At 62.1% G+C, this 16,852-nt stretch carries 15 protein-coding genes; 9 read left to right on the top strand and 6 right to left on the bottom strand.

Annotated features, from left to right (window positions below; all coding sequences use genetic code 11):
- Positions 1-129 precede the first annotated feature (129 nt).
- Entirely contained in the window at positions 130-1,146 is a 1,017-nt protein-coding gene (gene adhP / locus DDD64_RS00595) for an alcohol dehydrogenase AdhP (RefSeq protein ID WP_126134551.1), read from the top strand.
- 125 nt (positions 1,147-1,271) lie between these two features.
- Here adhP and rpmB read toward each other — a convergent pair whose 3' ends face one another.
- Positions 1,272-1,463, bottom strand: coding sequence for a 50S ribosomal protein L28 (gene rpmB, locus DDD64_RS00590; RefSeq protein WP_016442917.1), 192 nt, complete (start codon positions 1,461-1,463; stop codon positions 1,272-1,274).
- A 305-nt stretch (positions 1,464-1,768) separates the two neighbouring features.
- Between rpmB and DDD64_RS00585 the strand changes: the two genes are divergently transcribed.
- From DDD64_RS00585 to DDD64_RS00550, 8 genes are all read left to right on the top strand, one after another.
- The gene (locus DDD64_RS00585; protein ID WP_241227315.1) at positions 1,769-3,982 is read left to right on the top strand and encodes an ATP-dependent DNA helicase RecG; all 2,214 of its coding nucleotides are present in this window, start codon (positions 1,769-1,771) and stop codon (positions 3,980-3,982) included.
- A gap of 3 nt (positions 3,983-3,985) precedes the next feature.
- On the top strand, positions 3,986-4,543 hold the full coding sequence (gene rsmD, locus DDD64_RS00580) for a 16S rRNA (guanine(966)-N(2))-methyltransferase RsmD (RefSeq protein ID WP_126134550.1): 558 nt from the start codon (positions 3,986-3,988) through the stop codon (positions 4,541-4,543).
- Positions 4,544-4,591: 48 nt separating this feature from the next.
- Complete coding sequence (gene coaD, locus DDD64_RS00575) at positions 4,592-5,065, top strand: pantetheine-phosphate adenylyltransferase (protein WP_126134549.1); 474 nt, start codon at positions 4,592-4,594, stop codon at positions 5,063-5,065.
- Positions 5,062-5,655 carry a F0F1 ATP synthase subunit B family protein gene (locus DDD64_RS00570; RefSeq protein ID WP_016442913.1) on the top strand — a complete coding sequence of 198 codons (594 nt, stop codon included), beginning with the start codon at positions 5,062-5,064 and terminating at the stop codon, positions 5,653-5,655. The genes coaD and DDD64_RS00570 overlap by 4 nt, the downstream gene beginning before the upstream one ends.
- Complete coding sequence (locus DDD64_RS00565; protein WP_126134548.1) at positions 5,655-6,215, top strand: YceD family protein; 561 nt, start codon at positions 5,655-5,657, stop codon at positions 6,213-6,215. Before DDD64_RS00570 ends, DDD64_RS00565 begins: the two co-directional genes overlap by 1 nt.
- A 2-nt stretch (positions 6,216-6,217) precedes the next feature.
- Entirely contained in the window at positions 6,218-7,009 is a 792-nt protein-coding gene (rnc, locus tag DDD64_RS00560; RefSeq protein ID WP_126134547.1) for a ribonuclease III, read from the top strand.
- A 6-nt stretch (positions 7,010-7,015) separates the two neighbouring features.
- Entirely contained in the window at positions 7,016-7,897 is an 882-nt protein-coding gene (gene mutM / locus DDD64_RS00555; protein WP_126134546.1) for a bifunctional DNA-formamidopyrimidine glycosylase/DNA-(apurinic or apyrimidinic site) lyase, read from the top strand.
- A gap of 76 nt (positions 7,898-7,973) precedes the next feature.
- A complete protein-coding gene (locus DDD64_RS00550; protein WP_039899046.1) occupies positions 7,974-8,591 on the top strand; it encodes a response regulator in 618 nt (205 codons plus the stop codon).
- A gap of 32 nt (positions 8,592-8,623) precedes the next feature.
- On the opposite strand, the gene DDD64_RS00545 is transcribed toward DDD64_RS00550, so the two are convergent.
- The 5 genes from DDD64_RS00545 to DDD64_RS00525 all read right to left on the bottom strand — a co-directional run bounded on the left by DDD64_RS00545 (position 8,624) and on the right by DDD64_RS00525 (position 16,678).
- A complete protein-coding gene (locus DDD64_RS00545) occupies positions 8,624-10,312 on the bottom strand; it encodes a GAF domain-containing sensor histidine kinase (protein WP_164545852.1) in 1,689 nt (562 codons plus the stop codon).
- 2 nt (positions 10,313-10,314) lie between these two features.
- Positions 10,315-12,075: a thiol reductant ABC exporter subunit CydC gene (cydC, locus tag DDD64_RS00540; protein ID WP_126134544.1), complete on the bottom strand. Its 1,761-nt coding sequence runs from the start codon at positions 12,073-12,075 to the stop codon at positions 10,315-10,317.
- Positions 12,072-13,832, bottom strand: a complete 1,761-nt coding sequence (gene cydD, locus DDD64_RS00535) for a thiol reductant ABC exporter subunit CydD (RefSeq protein ID WP_126134543.1) — start codon at positions 13,830-13,832, stop codon at positions 12,072-12,074. Before cydD ends, cydC begins: the two co-directional genes overlap by 4 nt.
- A 203-nt stretch (positions 13,833-14,035) precedes the next feature.
- On the bottom strand, positions 14,036-15,163 hold the full coding sequence (gene cydB, locus DDD64_RS00530; protein WP_126134542.1) for a cytochrome d ubiquinol oxidase subunit II: 1,128 nt from the start codon (positions 15,161-15,163) through the stop codon (positions 14,036-14,038).
- Positions 15,164-15,172: 9 nt separating this feature from the next.
- Positions 15,173-16,678: a cytochrome ubiquinol oxidase subunit I gene (locus DDD64_RS00525; protein ID WP_039899041.1), complete on the bottom strand. Its 1,506-nt coding sequence runs from the start codon at positions 16,676-16,678 to the stop codon at positions 15,173-15,175.
- Positions 16,679-16,852: the final 174 nt, after the last annotated feature.

The following is a 16,852-nucleotide window of genomic DNA, read 5'->3' as shown; positions in this document are numbered from 1 at the left end:
CTTTTTGCGCGAAATAGGGACGTTTTCCCCTGGATTGTTATGCTGCCGCTCGCAAAAATAGAAAGTGGTGCGAGGCCCGCACCGCGTTAACTGGGAGCAAGGGTGCTCCCGCTGAAATAGGAGGAAAAAATGCGAGCAGCGACAGTTCGAGAACCCTCGGACGGCTACGTTGACATTAAGGACGTTGAACTGCGTCCCATCAAGGCCAACGAAGCACTCGTCGATATCGAATACTGCGGCCTGTGCCATACGGATATCCACGTGGCGCTCGGCGATTTCGGTGACGTGCCCGGCCGCATTATTGGCCATGAGGGCGTGGGCGTTGTGGAACAAATCGGTGAGGATGTCACCTCGCTGAAGGTCGGTGACCGCGTTTCGGTGGCCTGGTTCTTCCGCGGCTGCGGTCACTGTGAATACTGCGTGACCGGCGACGAAACCCTGTGTCGTAGCGTGGAAAACGCCGGCTACAGCGTTGACGGTGGCATGGCGGAAAAGTGCATCGTGGTGGCTGACTACGCCGTCAAGGTTCCCGATGGGTTGGATCCGGCCGAAGCTTCGTCCATTACCTGCGCGGGCGTGACCACCTACAAGGCTCTCAAGAACGGCAATATTCGCCCGGGGCAGTGGGTGGCTGTGTACGGTGCTGGTGGGCTGGGCAACCTGGCTATCCAGTACGCCAAGAACGTGTTCCGCGCCCGCGTGGTTGCCGTGGATATCAACGATGACAAGCTGGAATCGGCAAAGAAGGTCGGCGCGGACCTCGTGGTGAATTCCTCGGATATCAACTCCGGGGAATGGATCCAGAAGGAAGTCGGCGGCGTGGATGTTGCGGTGGTAACCGCGGTATCCCAGGTTGCTTTCGGCCAGGCTGTGGATGCGATGAAGGCCGCCGGTACCGTGGTATGCGTGGGCCTTCCCAAGGGCACCATTGACCTGAATATTCACCGCACCGTTCTGGATGGCATCAAGGTGGTGGGCTCCCTCGTGGGCACCCGCCAGGATCTGGCCGAAGCCTTTGACTTCGGAGCCCAGGGCCTTGTCAAGCCGATTGTTGCTACCCGCCCGCTCGATGACATCAACGATATGATCGACGAAATGCTGGCCGGCAAGATCGAAGGCCGCATGGTTGTTGATTTCAAGAAGTAATATCCGTCAACGTCGCCTGACTAGTTAAACTGGAAGGCCGCACATCGCTAATGGATGTGCGGCCTTCCTGTGCTGGGCCTGGCTAACTCACAGGAGCGAGCCAGAACTCAGCGAAGCCACAGTACTTAGGCGGCGCGCTGCACCTTGCCGGCCTTGAGGCACGAGGTGCACACGTTGAGGCGCTTGGGGGCGCCCTTCACAAGCGCGCGAACACGCTGAATATTCGGGTTCCAGCGGCGGCTTGTACGCACGTGCGAGTGCGAGACGCTCTTCCCGAAGCCCGGGTGCTTGCCGCAGACGTCACAAACAGAAGCCACGGTGTTCTCCTTCGGTTGATCATGGATCCGCTCGCGCACCTGCCGCTGTTCGGTAGATACACCTGAGCGCATAGGAAAATTACAACTCCACTAGTATAGCGGTAAGCGGCTTACTTGCCAAAGGTTCCCTCCGTGGCGTAGGGCACGTGTAGCCGGGGGGCGGCGTCGTCGCCATTAACAATAATGCAGGGCCGTAACGTTGCGGGTGCGCACCACCGGCACCACCGTGAGCAGTGAGAAACAGCGTACCGCGCGGGACAGGGCGCCGTTAGGGAAAATATGGCGCGGGTGTTAATGTGAATGGTATGGATAGCGCGCAGGCGGCGGCACATACGCGAGGCGGTACCCCGGCCGTGGTATCGGATGGCTGGACCGCGTTGAGCGTGCCACTGGAACGTGCCCTCGGTAAACGCAGCGCCACCTCTTTCGCGCGGCTCGGCCTGCATACGGTGGGGGAGCTGCTCTACCACCTTCCTTTTCGTTATGCCCGGCGCGGTGAACTCCTGCCCATTGAACAGGTGCGCGAAGGCGAGGACGTCACCGTGATCGGCCGGGTGGTGAATGCAGAATTACGGCCCATGCGCGCGCGGCGTGGCTTTATCCTCTCCGTTCTGATGACCGACGGCGCCCGCGAACTCGGCCTCACCTTTTTTGCGAAGTCACAGCGGGTATTGGCCTACCACGAACGGCGCCTGCACCCCGGCACGGTCGCCACATTTTCCGGCACGGTGAGTTCCTACCGTGGCACGCTGCAACTCACCCACCCCGATTACGATCTGGTAGAGGATGAAGGGAGCGTTGACGTGGAGCGCCTGCGCCGGCCTATCCCCATCTATCACGCCAGCGCCGCGCTGCCTTCCTGGAAAATAGAACGGGCCGTCAGCACCGTTTTTACCGGGCTGACCAGCGCGGATGTTCCTGATTTGCTCCCCGCAGACTACCGGCACGCCCACGGCCTGCCCTCCCGGCTCGCGGCCCTACGCCGCGCCCATTGCCCTGAAGAACCCATCAGCGCAGCGCTCGCCCACCTGCCCTTCCGGCACGAAGAAGCCCTCGTGCTCCACACCGTCCTGGCCCGGCGCCGCGCCGCCCGCGCCGCGCATCCCACCACCGTCTACCCGCCGCGCAGCGGAGGCATCCTGGATGCTTTCGACGCCCGCCTGCCCTTTGAACTCACCGCGGGGCAGCGCGCGGTCGGCGAAGAAATCGCTGCCGATCTGGCGGGCACCACCCCCATGCAGCGCCTCCTCCAAGGAGACGTGGGAAGCGGGAAAACCGTGGTGGCCCTGCGCGCCATGCTCCAGGTTGTCGACGGGGGAGGCCAGGCCGCACTCCTGGCCCCCACCGAAGTGCTGGCCGCCCAGCACGCCCGCAGCGTGCGCGACCTGCTCGGGGATCTGGGCGCGGGCGGGATGCTGGGTGCTGCCGAGCAATCCACCCGGGTGGAGCTCCTTACCGGTTCGCTCACCGCCACCGAACGCCGCGCCACCCTGGCCCGGATCGCCTCGGGAGAAGCCGGCATTATTATCGGTACCCACGCGCTGCTCTCGGATACCGTCCAGATTCCTTTTCTCGGCCTGGCGGTGGTGGATGAACAGCACCGCTTCGGGGTGGATCAGCGCGATAGCCTCGCGCGTGGCGTGCACACCCTCGTGATGACCGCCACCCCTATCCCGCGCACCGTCGCCATGACGGTTTTCGGAGATATGGCTGTGTCTACCTTGCGTGACCTGCCCGGTGGGCGCGCCGGGGTGGGGACCGTCGTCGTTCCGGAAAACCGCGCGAGCTGGATCGCGCGCATGTGGTGGCGGGCCCGGGAAGAAATAGCGGGTGGCGGGCGTGTATACGTGCTCGCTCCCCGTATTAGTGAGGACGACGACGCAAGCCCGCCCGCGCAGGATTCGGGCGCGGAACATACGCTGGCCACGGTAACCGACCTGGCTGAACGCCTGCGCGCCCTTCCACAATTCGCGGGAATCGCGGTGGGGGAGATGCACGGGCGGTTGAGCGCGGCTGAAAAAGATGTCGCTATGGCAGATTTCGCGGCCGGGCGGGTCCCGGTGCTCGTCTCCACCACCGTTATCGAAGTGGGGGTGGATGTTCCGGAAGCCACCATGATGATCATTATGAATGCTGAACGTTTCGGGCTTTCCCAGCTGCACCAGTTGCGCGGGCGCATCGGGCGCGGCAGCAAAGCCGGACTGTGCCTCGCGGTTAGTGGAGCCCCGGAAGGAAGCCTGGCCGCCGAGCGCCTCGCGGCTTTCGCCGCCACCACGGATGGCTTCGCTCTGGCGGAGAAGGATGTAGAGCTGCGTTCCGAAGGCGATGTGCTGGGGACTCGGCAGGCGGGAACCACCTCCCACCTGCGTTTCCTCTCCGCGGTGCGCGACGCTGATATTATCGCTACCGCGCGCGCCGTTGCCACCGACCTCGTGGAACGCGGTGCCGTGGGCGCGGAATTAGAGCGCGCCGCGGACGCATTGGATACCGAGCGAGCCACCTACCTGGAAAGGGGATAAGCAATGACACGTATTGTTGCCGGAACCGCCAAGGGGCATATTCTGCGGGTGCCGAGTTCGGGAACGCGCCCCACCTCGGAAAAAGCGCGTGAAGCAGTATTTTCCCGGCTGGATCACCGCGGTTTTATCGTCGATGGCGAAGTGCTCGATCTTTTTGCCGGTTCCGGTGCCCTGGGCTTGGAAGCGAAAAGCCGCGGGGCACGCGCCGTCGTTCTGGTGGAATCGGAAGGACCGGCGGTCAGCATTATTCGCGACAACGCCGCCCGCGCCCACCTCGATGTGGCCGTGGTGCGGATGAAAGCGGAAAAGTACCTCTCCCAGGAACCTAATTATCGTTTCGACGTCGTCTTCGTGGACCCGCCCTATCGCTACACCGAAGCACAGATTACGAAAGTACTCGACGGCCTCACCCCGCATGTAGCCGCGGACGCCGTCGTCGTTGTAGAACGCGATAGCTCCTCACCGGAACCCAGCTGGCCGCAAGGATGGGAACTGGATGATTCGCGCCGGTACGGAACCGCGACGTTGTGGACGGCGCAGCGCAGCGAGAGCACGCTGTAATCGCGCGTCGACTAGGCCGAGCGCCTCAGGAAAGATTAGGCTATAACTATGACGCTTGCAGTCTGCCCCGGGTCCTTCGATCCCGTCACGTTTGGACATCTCGACGTTTTTGCCCGCGCCGCTTCCCTCTTTGACGAGGTTGTTATTCTGGTCGCGCATAACTCTTCGAAAAATCCGCTTTTTTCACCGCGGCAACGCGTGGAGTTCATTCGCGAAGAAGTGCGCCACATGACCAATGTGCGGGTGGAGGATTTCGGCGGGCTGCTGGTGGATTTTTGCCGAGATATCAGGGCGGATGCCATCGTCAAAGGATTGCGCTCCGCGGTGGATCTGGATGCGGAATACCCCATGGCGCTCATGAACCGGGAAATATCGGGAATCGAAACGGTGTTCCTGGTGGGGGATCCGGCGAAAGGCCATATTGCCTCCTCGCTGGTTAAAGATGTGGCACGGCACAAAGGTGACGTGCGGAGTTTCGTTCCCGCGCGGGTGGCGCGGGCTTTGGAAGAGGAGATGCAATGACTCACGATACGCGCGGGGAATCGGTGGTGGAGATCCTCGATGAGCTCCTCGCCCTGGTGGATAATGCACGTTCCATCCCTATGTCCGCCTCGGTGATGATCAACCAGTCCGAGGTGCGCGACCTGCTCCAGTTAGCCCGCGATGCGGTGCCCGATCAGGTGCTTCGCGCCGACGACGTGCTGGCCGATATTGATTCGGTGCGCGCCTCCGGGCGCCAGGAAGCCGCGAGTATTATTGCCTCGGCCCGCCAGGATGCAGAAAATATTGTGGCGGAAGCACGCGCCCAGGCCAGCCGGCTCGTCTCCAATGACGCCATCACCATTGCGGCGCGCTCCACCGCCGCGCGGATCGAGGACGAAGCCAAGCAGAAGGCCGAACGGCTGCGCGAAGGTGCCAACCACTACTCCGATTCCACCCTCGCTAATTTGGAAGGCCAGGTGAACGGGGTCGCGGCTGCGCTTGAAGAGGCCGTGCGGGCCGCGCACGAAAAAATGGATGCGGCCCTCGCCCAGATTTACGCGGGCCGGGAAGTCCTTGCCAGCCGCCAAGAAACCACCGACGCTGTTTTTGATCATTCCGAGGAGGAATAGTGGACCTTCGCAGTCCTTTTGTTGTCTCGCTGCACGATTTACCGCGTAGCGACGGCTCCCTGATGCCGGTGCGGGAAAGCTTCGCGGCGCCCGCGGATATGGGTATCGAGCTCATGGCCGTCCCAACCGGATCTGAACTTGACGTGGATCTCAACCTCACCTCGGTATCCGAAGGTGTCTATATTGGCGGGCAGGTGCATTTCACCGTGGAGGGCCAGTGCTCACGCTGCCTGCGCGATATCCATGAAGAACGCACCCAGGAAGTATCCGATCTGGCCTACTACCCGCAGCGGCGTGCCGAACTCATTGCCGAAGGGGATGAGGACGCAGAAGAACACCCCGTCATTGAAGATGACCACGTGGATCTGGAACCGGTGCTCCGCGATGCCATTGTGCTCAACCTGCCCTTCCAACCCCTGTGTTCACCCACCTGCCAGGGCCTGTGCGCCGGATGCGGGGAGCGCCTGGAAGATTTGCCTGCGGGGCACCATCACGAGGCACCCGCCCTGCACTCGGACGCCCTGGACGCGCTGGAAGCTCAGCTGCGGGCACAGGAGTAAGCATGGCCTATCGTGAATTAGTGGAACAGTGGGGAATCGACCTGCCCCGGCCCTTGCTGCGCCGCGCCCTCACGCATCGCAGCTTCGCTTTCGAACACGACGAACCCCATAACGAACGCCTGGAATTCCTGGGCGATTCCATCCTGGGTCTCATCATCGCGGAGAAAGTATTTCGGGAATACCCCGATGCTTCCGAAGGCGATATGTCCCAGATGAAAACCTATGCGGTTTCTGAGAAAGCCTTGGCCGATGTGGCGCGGCGGATCAACCTGGGTGATTCCCTGCGCCTGGGGCGCGGTGAGGACCGCTCGGGTGGGCGTAACAAGGATTCCATCCTCTCCGATACGGTGGAAGCCCTGATTGCCGCAACTTATCTGGAACACGGAATGGAACCCACCCGTGAGATCGTGGACCGGCTCCTCGATTCCAAGATTAAAGATGCCTCGGTGCTGGGCCCTAACCTCGATTGGCAAACGAGTTTCGAGGAGCTCGCGCACGGCCTGGGCTGGGAGGGCACCATGGAGTTCGAGTTGAGCTCCACGGGTCCCGACCACGCGCGGGTTTTCACCGCGGTGGCCTCCATGGCCGGGCGCGAATGGGGGAGCGGCGAAGGAAGCTCGCAGAAGAACGCGCGCCACGCCGCCGCCGAAGCCTCCTACCGGATTCTCGCGGATCTGATTGAGAAGGGTGAGGCTAAGCCGGCTGCTGGGGGCAATGGGAACAACGGCGCAGGTGGGAACGACGGCGCAGCTCCCGGCGCGGGTGCATCTGCCACGCCCGGCGCGGCTGAGTAGGTCGGCGTGCCCGAACTTCCCGAAGTTGAATCAATCCGGCGCGGGCTCGCCGAACACCTCACGGGCCGGCGCATCCTCACCGCGCAAGCGTTCGGCACCCGCGTGACCCGCCGAGCCCCGCAGGGTCTAGAAGCCGTGGAGGGACGCGCCGTGCGGGCGGTGGTACGGCGCGGGAAATTCCTGTGGTGCGATGTAGGGGAGGACCTCGCCCTCCTCGCCCACCTGGGCATGTCCGGGCAGTTTCGGGTAGATGAACCGAGCGGGAACAGCGATACCGGCGGGGAACGTCGCCACCTGCGGGCCCGTTTCGAACTTGATAACGGCCGTGTTCTCGATTTCGTGGATCAGCGTACTTTCGGATATCTGGCACCGGTCGCTTTCCGACCCACCGCTGATGGCGGGCCGGGCGGAGCGGGATCCAAGCGCGCCGTCGTACCCGTGCCCGTGGCTCATATTGCCCGCGACCTGCTCGATCCTTGCCTAGATGAAACAGTACTGCTGGGCGTTCTCACCACCACGCGACGCGCGATGAAACGGGTGCTCCTCGACCAGGAGATAATTTCCGGCATCGGTAATATTTACGCCGATGAAATGCTTTACCGGGCACGTATCCACCCGGAAGCCACGGCGCTCACGGCCACGGCAGCGCGGGAGCTGCTGAACGCCGGGCGTGCGGTACTCAACGCCGCGCTGGCCGCCGGCGGAACATCCTTTGACCGGCTCTACGTGCATGTTAACGGGGAGAGCGGATATTTTGAGCGGTCCTTGCAGGCCTACGGGCGGGCCGGGCAGCCCTGCGCGCGCTGCGGAATCCCGTTGCAGAAAATTATCCTCGGGGGACGTTCCACCACGCTGTGCCCGGTATGTCAAGTCGCTCCGATTGGGTAGAATAAGGGCGGATTATTGACCGATGATGGCGATGCAAACAAAGGAGGGCCGGCGCGTGGCACAAAATATTCGCGTCATGATTATTGATGATCATGAAGTGGTACGGCGGGGAATCATTGAGGTGGTTGACCGTTCTGAGGGCCTCGAGGTGGTTGCCGAAGCCGGATGCGTAGAAGAAGCGGTGCGGCGCGGCGGTCTGGTGCTCCCTGATGTTGCGCTGGTAGACCTGCGGCTTCCGGACGGCACCGGAATCGATATTATTAATCAGTTCCAGGAGGTCAGCCCGGATACCAAGTGCATCGTCCTCACCTCCTTTGATGACGACGACGCACTTTCCGAATCCCTCAATGCCGGCGCGAAAGCTTACCTCTTGAAGTCGGTGCGCGGGGCGGAAATTTCGGACAATATCAAGGCAGTGGCCGAAGGACGTGTTCTTCTTGATGAGCGCACGGTCTCACGGCGGCGCGCTGATCACGATGATCCCACCGCGGATCTCACCCCCTCGGAACGCAATGTTCTTGAGTTGATCGGGGATGGGCTGTCCAATCGGGAAATCGGTGAGCAGCTCGGGGTTGCGGAAAAGACGGTGAAGAACCACATCACCTCGTTGCTGTCCAAGATGGGTCTGCAGCGGCGCACCCAGGTTGCCGCGTGGGTGGCCGGCCAGCGCGCCACCGGGTGGCGCAACCAGTAGGCACACCTTTACCCGATGAGTCAGGCACCCGCCTAGCCGTCGATGAGGGCCCGCCAGCGCACCACCGTACCGCTCTGACTGCCCGGTGCAATGGAGAAAGTACCGTGGTGGCGCCGGGCCCGAGCCGCAAGATTAGAAAGGCCTGACCGCCGGCTCAATTCACCAATGCCCACGCCATCATCGGCAACTTCCACGCTAATATCGCGCTCGGTAACGGTAACCGTGACGGTGATGGTATGGGCGTGGGCGTGGCGCACCGCATTGGAGAGGCATTCGCGCACCACGGCGATAACGTCGTCGCTAATATCAGAGCCGATAGCATCATCAATTTCGGTGTGGGTACCGCTATCAATATCTTCGCCGCGCACGCTAATACGTAGGCTCGGGGTGAAACCGAGCTGCGCCGTCACGGAGCTAACTTCACGGCGCAGGCGTGAAACCACCGGAACCGAGGTATCCGGGCCGCGCAGCGAGTAAATAATCTGGCGGATCTGCGCCACGGATTCGTCAATAGATTCGATGGCGTTATCGAGGGTGTCGAGCACGTTATCGGCCACCGCATCCTCGGTTGCCAGATCATCACGTAGCGCGGACAGGCGCATCCCGGAAGCGAAGAGCTGCTGGATCGCGAAATCGTGCAGATCGCGCGAAATGCGGGAGCGTTCTTCCAGCTGCGCAGATTGGGCTTGTACGTAGCGCGCGTCGGCCAGCTCCAGAGCGAGGGCTGCTTGATTCGCCACGCTTTCCGCCATCGTCAAATCGACCATGTCGAATTCTGCTCGCCCGCGCACCCGAGCCAGAATGATAACGCCGCGCGCGGTATCCCCGCCGGCCATCGGCGCGTAAAGAAGCGGGCCGAAACGGCCGAGTGGATTATTGGGGGAAGGTGGCGCAGTGCTTGTATCAATAATGCGGCCGAGCCCGCTTTGGGCCACCGCCCGCGCCCGGGAATCCCGCCCGAACGTGGTGCCTACCAGGTCCTGCCCGACCTCGCCCGCCACAAATTCACAGGCCCAGGTATCTGCCACCGAGGGGAGAATAATAAGGGCCAGATCGGCATTCGCAACCCGCCGCATTTCGGTGGCGATGAGCTGGAGCGCTTCCTCTTCGTCACTTCCTTGCAGCAGCGCAATAGTGATGCGCCGCGAGGCGGAGAGCCATTGCGCACGGGAATTCGATTCCTCGTACAGGCGTGCATTTTCGACGGCGATGGTCGCGGCACGCGCCAAAAGCGCGATGAGGTTGATATCTGCTTCGCTAAAAGAACCGGGTTTATTGAAGAAGATGACTCGGGCGAGCACCCGATTCCCGGTCATGAGGCGTGAGGTGAGGAAATTTGTGATACCCGGGCCGTAGAGTCCATCCCGGTGGCTGGCAGCGGTCAGGGGAGTGCTTCCCGCGGCAGGTTCCGGGGTGATGCCGCTTGCATCATGCACGGCACTGACTGCCTCGGCACGATCCCACATGATGGTATCTTCGGTGCCCAGGGATTCAAGATCGCGATCCAGGCTGGTGGGGGTGAGGCTGGCAGCTGCGGGGAGCGGCTGGCCCAGGGTGACGATGCTTGTCACCTTTTCCGCCGAATTGAACATGAGAACGGCGGCGCTAGACGCCCCGGTTAATTTCAATCCGGCGCCGGCCAAATTTTCGAGCACCTGGGTGCGATCCAGGCGCGCGGTCAACGCGAGCGCATTGAAAATAACCGTTGTGGTATCCAGCATCCTTATTCCTGTTTCGCCGCCCATGCGTACGAGGCGAGCCTTTCGGTGAGCTCCTCGTGGGTGCCGCGCGCGCTCACGTGGGCGATACCACCGTCGGCACGGGTTATCACAATAACCTCGTCGGCGGCATCAAGGGGCGTGAGCCGGTGCGTCACCAAGATAATAGTACGCGGATCGGCGCTATTCTTACCGGCCCGAAGCAAATCGCGGATAAGCTCATCGGCGGTTTCCGGGTCGAGGTGCTCGCCGGGTTCATCCAGGAGCAGGAATTCCGCATCGGAGGCTAGCGCCCGGGCAAGGAGCAGGCGCCGTCGTTCTCCACCCGAGATCGTGGCGGCATCCTCTCCCAGCAGAGTATGAACCCCGCGCGGGAGCTGGGTGAGCCAGGTGCCCAGGCCCGCGCGTACCAGCAGTTCCACGGCCTCTCTTTCGGTGACCGAGGGGCGCGCCACCCGCAGGTTCTCCAGCACGGTGGTTTCAAAAACGTGGGCGTCCTCCGCCGTGAGGGTGAGAGTGCGGGAGACGGTGCGCCGATCCAGGGTGGAGACTTCGTGCCCGTCCAGGCGGACCGAGCCGGCATGCGGGCGCAGCATTCCCGCCAGGGTATAAAGCAGGGTGGATTTCCCAATCCCCGAATGTCCCACGATGGCAACGGAGGAGCCGCGTTCTACGTGCAGCTCAAAAGGCCTGGCCACGTCCGGCCCACCCGGCCACCCAATAATGAGGTCGGTAGCATGCAAGCCACGCTCGTGCCGCGGTGCTAGGGCTTCCGGTTCCTCACTGCGCTGGGCGCGGTCGAGGAGCTCGAGGATACGCTGGGCAGCCTTGGCGGAACGTACCAGTTGGATGGCTGCCTCTCCCAGCCCTTGAGTGGCTTCAAAAGCGGCGAGCGGGGTGAGGACGCAGACCGCCAGCGCGGTGGCGGAAAGCGTGCCGGCATCCAGGGCCCGACTCCCGATAAGAATCGCACCCACCACGGCAATACCCATAGCAAGGGTATCCAGGGCGATAGCGAGAGCCTGGGGGCGGGCCGCGGCATCACGGTGCCGGAAGATCCGCTGTTCGGTGGCTTCCTGCACCTCTTCCATGGCGTCCACTCGCCCGGCTACCCGCAGCTCAGCGGCCGAATCAAGCATGGTCAGCGCGGTTGCGGAAATCTCGGTTTCGTCACGCACCTGCGCTTCTTCGGCGATACGCCCCCCGCGCATGGCCAGATAGGGCGCAAGAATCCCAGAAATAAGAAGGCAGCCGGCCAGCAGCAGGCCGATGGGTGGGCATAGAATCCCCACGATGAGGCAGGAAACGAGGCAGACAATACCGGCAACAGCTCCGGGCTGGACCGCTTTAACGACGACGTCACCGACCGAATCGACATCGCGGCCGGTGCGGGCGAGCAAGTCACCGCGGCGCACCGAGGTGACCACGTCGGTAGGGGAATCAGCCAGCGTCGCGTAGACGGCGGTACGCAAATTAGACATCCCGTAGAGGGTGACCCGGTGCGAGAAAATTCGATTGACGTAGCGCAGCAGTGCTTTGGATACCCCGAAGAAACGCACCGAGGTGGTGGCCACGCCGAGGGCGAGGACCGGCGGCATTTGGGAAGCCCGGGTAATAAGCCAGGCGGAGACAGCTGCCAGGGCCACCGAACTGCTCAGTCCGGCAGCACCCGCCGCAACGGAACCCCAGAATCCGCCCTTATCCACGCGCAGGAGGCGCAAGGCACGGAGGAGAGCACGGCGTTCATCTTGAGGGAAAGTACTCACTTGGTCACCTCGGTTGTCTGGGAGTTGGCGGGTGCGGGGACGGAAGGTGCGGGCGCCGATGGAGTGGCGGCGGGCTCCGGGACCGACCGCGCGCTGCCGGAAGATGCGGCAGCTGGCTGCGCCGTCGTCGATACGACATCAATAACCGCATCGGCCAGCTCGAGGAGCGCGGTGCGGTGCGCGATAACGATAACGGTGCGTCCCTGCGCCCGTAGATGCGCAACGGATTCGACGACGCGCCGTTCGCTGCGCGCATCCAGGTGCGCGGAAGGCTCGTCGAGGAGCACGAGGGGGCGCTCGGAAACCAGGGCGCGAGTGAGGGCAAGGCGCTGCCGCTGACCCACGGAGAGGCCCACGCCACCCTGACCGATAAAGGTATTCCAGCCTTCGGGAAGTTCTGCGATGACTTCGTCAAAACCGGCGAGGGCCGCGGCCCGTTCCAGGGCTGGACCCGGGGCAACCCCAATATTTTCCGCCACGGTTCCCGGCACGATCACCGGGCGTTGGGAAACCCAGGACACCTGCTTCCACAAGCTTTCTTGGCGGATATTTTCGAGCGGGGTGGTGCCGATATGCACGGTTCCGCTATCGGGGGTAATAAAGCGGAGGAGCACATTCGCCGTCGTCGTTTTTCCCGAACCGGAGGCCCCCCGCAATGCCGTGACGCGCCCGGGAAGAATCTCCGCGTTCAGCTGCGCGGGCGCGATGGTATCGCGGCCCGGCGCAAGAACCGAGAGATCGCGGATCGCGATAGGGGAGCTGGCCAGATCAGGGCACTCAACCGTGCCATCTTCCACCGGGAGGGGCTGCTCAAGCAGGTCAAAGACCTGGGCGGAGGCGGCCACCCCGTTGGAGGAGGCGTGGAATTGGGTGCCCACTTCCCGTAGGGGTTTGAACACTTCCGGGGTCAGCATAATAATCGTCAAGCCGGTGAAAAGGGAGACATTTCCGGCCACCATGCGCAGGCCCACCTCGACCGCGACGAGGGCGGTGGATAGCGTGGCGAGGAATTCCAGCACCGCGCCGGAGAGGAAAGCGATGTACAGGGTTTGGAGTGTTTTCTTGGCGTAGTCATCCCCGAGGTGCTTGACGCGGCGGGCCGGGCCTTCTTCGCGCCCGAGTGCTTTGAGGGTGCTCAAACCGCCCAAAAGGTCGAGGAGCTGCTGGCCCAGGCGCTGCATGGAGGCGAGCCGCTCATTGGAGAATGCCTGGGTCATCCGCCCGATAAGGATCATGAAAATAGGGATGAGCGGGATACAGGCCACGATGGCAATAGCACTCACCCAATCGAGGAAAAGGATAACAACGAGTGCGAAAGGGGTAACGGTGCAGGTGAGAATGAGCTGGGGGAGGAATTTGACGAAATAGGGTTCCAAGTCATCCAGCCCGGAGGTGACCAGGGTGACCGTGGTGGAGGTGTTCCCTGCGGCGAGCCAGCGATCACCCAGGTCGCCGGCCCGGCGTAGCACCCGGGCGCGCAGATTAGCGATGGTGCGCAGCGCGGCGCGGTGGCCGTAGGACTCGCGAATATAGATAAGAACGCTGCGGGCAGTAAAGGCCGCTGCGACCCCGAATACCGGCCAGCCGATGTCACGGAAGGTGAGATCGCCGTCTGCGACCGGCGCAACGGAGGCGGCAATAAAGAAACATTGCGCTAGCACGAGGGCTGTTTCCAGAAAACCAACACCACCGAGCAAGGCAACGTAGCGGCGCGCCGTGGGCGCGAATCTCATAAGTCGAGAATCAACGGGCTTCATTCTTCTCCTTGCACATTGCTGTCATGGTAGCCCGTCCCTGAGTATGACACGGGAGCACCGCGTTTAACCGCGTACCACCACCCCGTAGTGGAGTCACGTAATACTTCAGGGCCCCAGGATCCGAGAGCGCGGATGGGAGGCTGCCGTATGAGGGAGGCCGCGCGCACGGTGCGTGCGCGCGGCCTCCTGATCTCACGTGCTACTTAGCGAATCTCGAACTCGCGGATCTTCTTCGGTTCCAATCCCACGGGTTCCTCGGGAATTTGCCCGGCGTCAATGCGCTTGCGGAACACGGAGTATGCCCACACCGTGTAACCGAGGACGATCGGAACGAAAATAAGTGCCGCGATGGTCATGATGGTTTGCGTTGGCGCGGTAGCCGAGGCCTGCGCGATCGTGAGGGAGTAAGCCTCGTTGATCGACGATTTCATGACATAGGGAACCATCATCGCAAAGATGGTGGACACCGCCGCGGCAATGGCCGCGAAGTGCAGCCCGAAGGCGAGAATCTCCCGGTTAGCCCACGTGGCTGCCACGGTGGCGATAAGGAGCACCGCGCAGATAGCCAGCGGGATAATCGCCAGGACTTGCGAGCTGTACACGAAGTAGGCCCACAGAGCCCAAACCGCGGTAATCGCGGTGGAGATCACGGTGGTGCGCTTCGCCAAGTTAATGGAACGCAGCTGGAGTTCACCGGCCGTCTTAATCGAGAGCCACAGCGCGCCGTGGCTGAAGAAGAGCGAGAGGGTGACCAACCCGCCCAGGACGGTGAAAGGCGTGAGCAGCGAGAAGAACCCGCCGGTCAGGTAATGGTGGTTATCCGCGAGGGCTTCCCACGTCACCGCATCGGGCGCCACGGCCACGAACTCACCGGAGGAGTAGTTGCCCACTTCGATTTTCATCCCGGCCACGAGGTTGGCGAAAGCCACCCCGAAGAGGATCGATACGATCCACGACACGATGCAGTGCAGGGTGTCCCAGGTATTACGCCAGCGCTCGGTGCGGATCATCTTGCGCCATTCGAGGGCGCAGATGCGGATAATAAGGCAGACGAGCACGAGGACGAGGGCGATGTACATGCCCGAGAACATGGTGGCGTACCATTCTGGGAACGCCGCGAAAGTAGCACCACCCGCGGTGAGCAGCCACACTTCGTTGCCGTACCAGTGGGGGCCGATCGAATTGATCATGGCGCGACGTTCGCGTTCGTTACGCGCAAAGGTTTTGAGGAACATCCCAACGCCGTAGCCGAAGCCCTCCAGGGCCAGGAAACCAATCCACAGGACCGCTACGAGGATGAACCACAGAGTCATCAAAAATGTTTGTTCCATGAGGTCCTCCTAGTAAACGAAATTCGGGGTAGATTTCGCATCGTATTCGACGACCTTCTTATGGGTATTGATACCCTCGCGCAGGTAGCGGCCCAGAAGCCAGATCCACACCACGCCGAGTGCCGAGTAGAGCACCGTGAAGATGGTCAGCGAGAAGGCGACGCTGCCACCGTTGACGGAATGGGAAACACCCAGGTCCGTCATGAGCAGGACGCCATCAATTTGAGTCGGGTAAACGATCCACGGCTGGCGCCCGATTTCGGTGAGGATCCAGCCCGCGGAATTCGCCACGAATTGCAGCGGGATCATCCACAGCCAGAACTTGCCCCAGCGTTCCGAGCGCATAATGCGATCCCCGCGCAGCACCCACAGTCCGAGGACCGCGATGAGGAGATCCAGCATCCCCACTCCCACCATGACGCGGAAGGAGTAGTAGGAGGCCAGAACGTTCGGAGTGACCTGCTGGTTTTCGAAAGCGGTATCGAACTTCTCCACGAGCTCCGCGTTGACGTTCTCCATCTGGTGGATGCGGTCACGCACGCGCTCATTGGCTTCGCTAATGGATTCCAGGCGCGAATCAGGACCAGACCAGTGGTTGGTCATCATGAAGGATTCCAGGCCGGGAATCGGAACGTAGATCGAGGTGGCATCCTCGCAGCTATTACCCCACATAACAAGGGAAAGCTTGGCGTTTTCTTCGCCCTGGCACACGCCCATCATGGCCGCGGCCTTGGGGGGCTGGATGACGCCGAGGTGCTGACCCATGTAGTGACCGGACAGGGCGGCAATAATCGCGGCGACCAGGGTGACCTTGAGGCCGAGCTTGGCGGTGGGTTTCCAGTATTCGCGCGCTTCGACTTCGTTGCCGGAGAGGCGAATAGAGCGTGCCATCCACCAGAAAGCGAAGCCGGCCACCAGTACGCCGGCCAGCGTAAACGCAGCGCCTAAGGTGTGGAGGAAGGTGAGCACCCAGGTGGTATTGGCGAAGAGGCCAAGGAATCCTGCCATACCGTCTAGCTCCGCGCGCCCGGTTTCCGGGTTGAAGACCGCGCCGTGCGGATCTTGCATGAAGGAGTTGGCCGCCAAAATCCACGCCGCGGAAATCACGGTACCCATGGAGAAGAGCCAGATGGTCAGGTTGTGCATCTTGGGGGAGAGACGGCCCTTGCCGAAGATCCACAATCCAAGGAACGTGGATTCCAGGAAGAACGCCAGGAGGGCCTCGAACGCGAGCGGGGCACCGAAGATGTCACCGACGAAACGCGAGTACTCCGACCAGTTCAAGCCGAACTGGAATTCCTGCACGATACCGGTGGCAACGCCGAGCGCGAAGTTGATGAGCAGGATCTTGCCGAAGAAATCGGTGATCCGCTGCCACTTCGGATCGCCCGTTTTGCGGGCCTTAGTTTGCATATACGCCACGATGACAGACAGGCCAATGGTCAGGGGCACCTGAAGCCAGTGGTAGACGGTTGTAATACCGAACTGCCATCGCGCAAGGGTGATCGGATCCACCTTTTCACCTTTCCGATGTGTAACACGTGTGATCGCGCGTGGATCGCCGCGGTGGTCCCGTAGCAGCGCGATCAAATTTTTCACCCTCGATCCTACTCACCCGCGCGGCAATAAGAGGTATCGAACACGAGGGACTTTTGTCCGGCCCGGCGCTCATGTGCCATCTGGCACACA

Source organism: Actinotignum sanguinis, from assembly GCF_003957255.1.
Lineage (GTDB): Bacteria > Actinomycetota > Actinomycetes > Actinomycetales > Actinomycetaceae > Actinotignum > Actinotignum sanguinis.
Note: the sequence above shows the minus strand (reverse complement) of the source record. Positions and strands in the feature narration are given on the sequence as shown.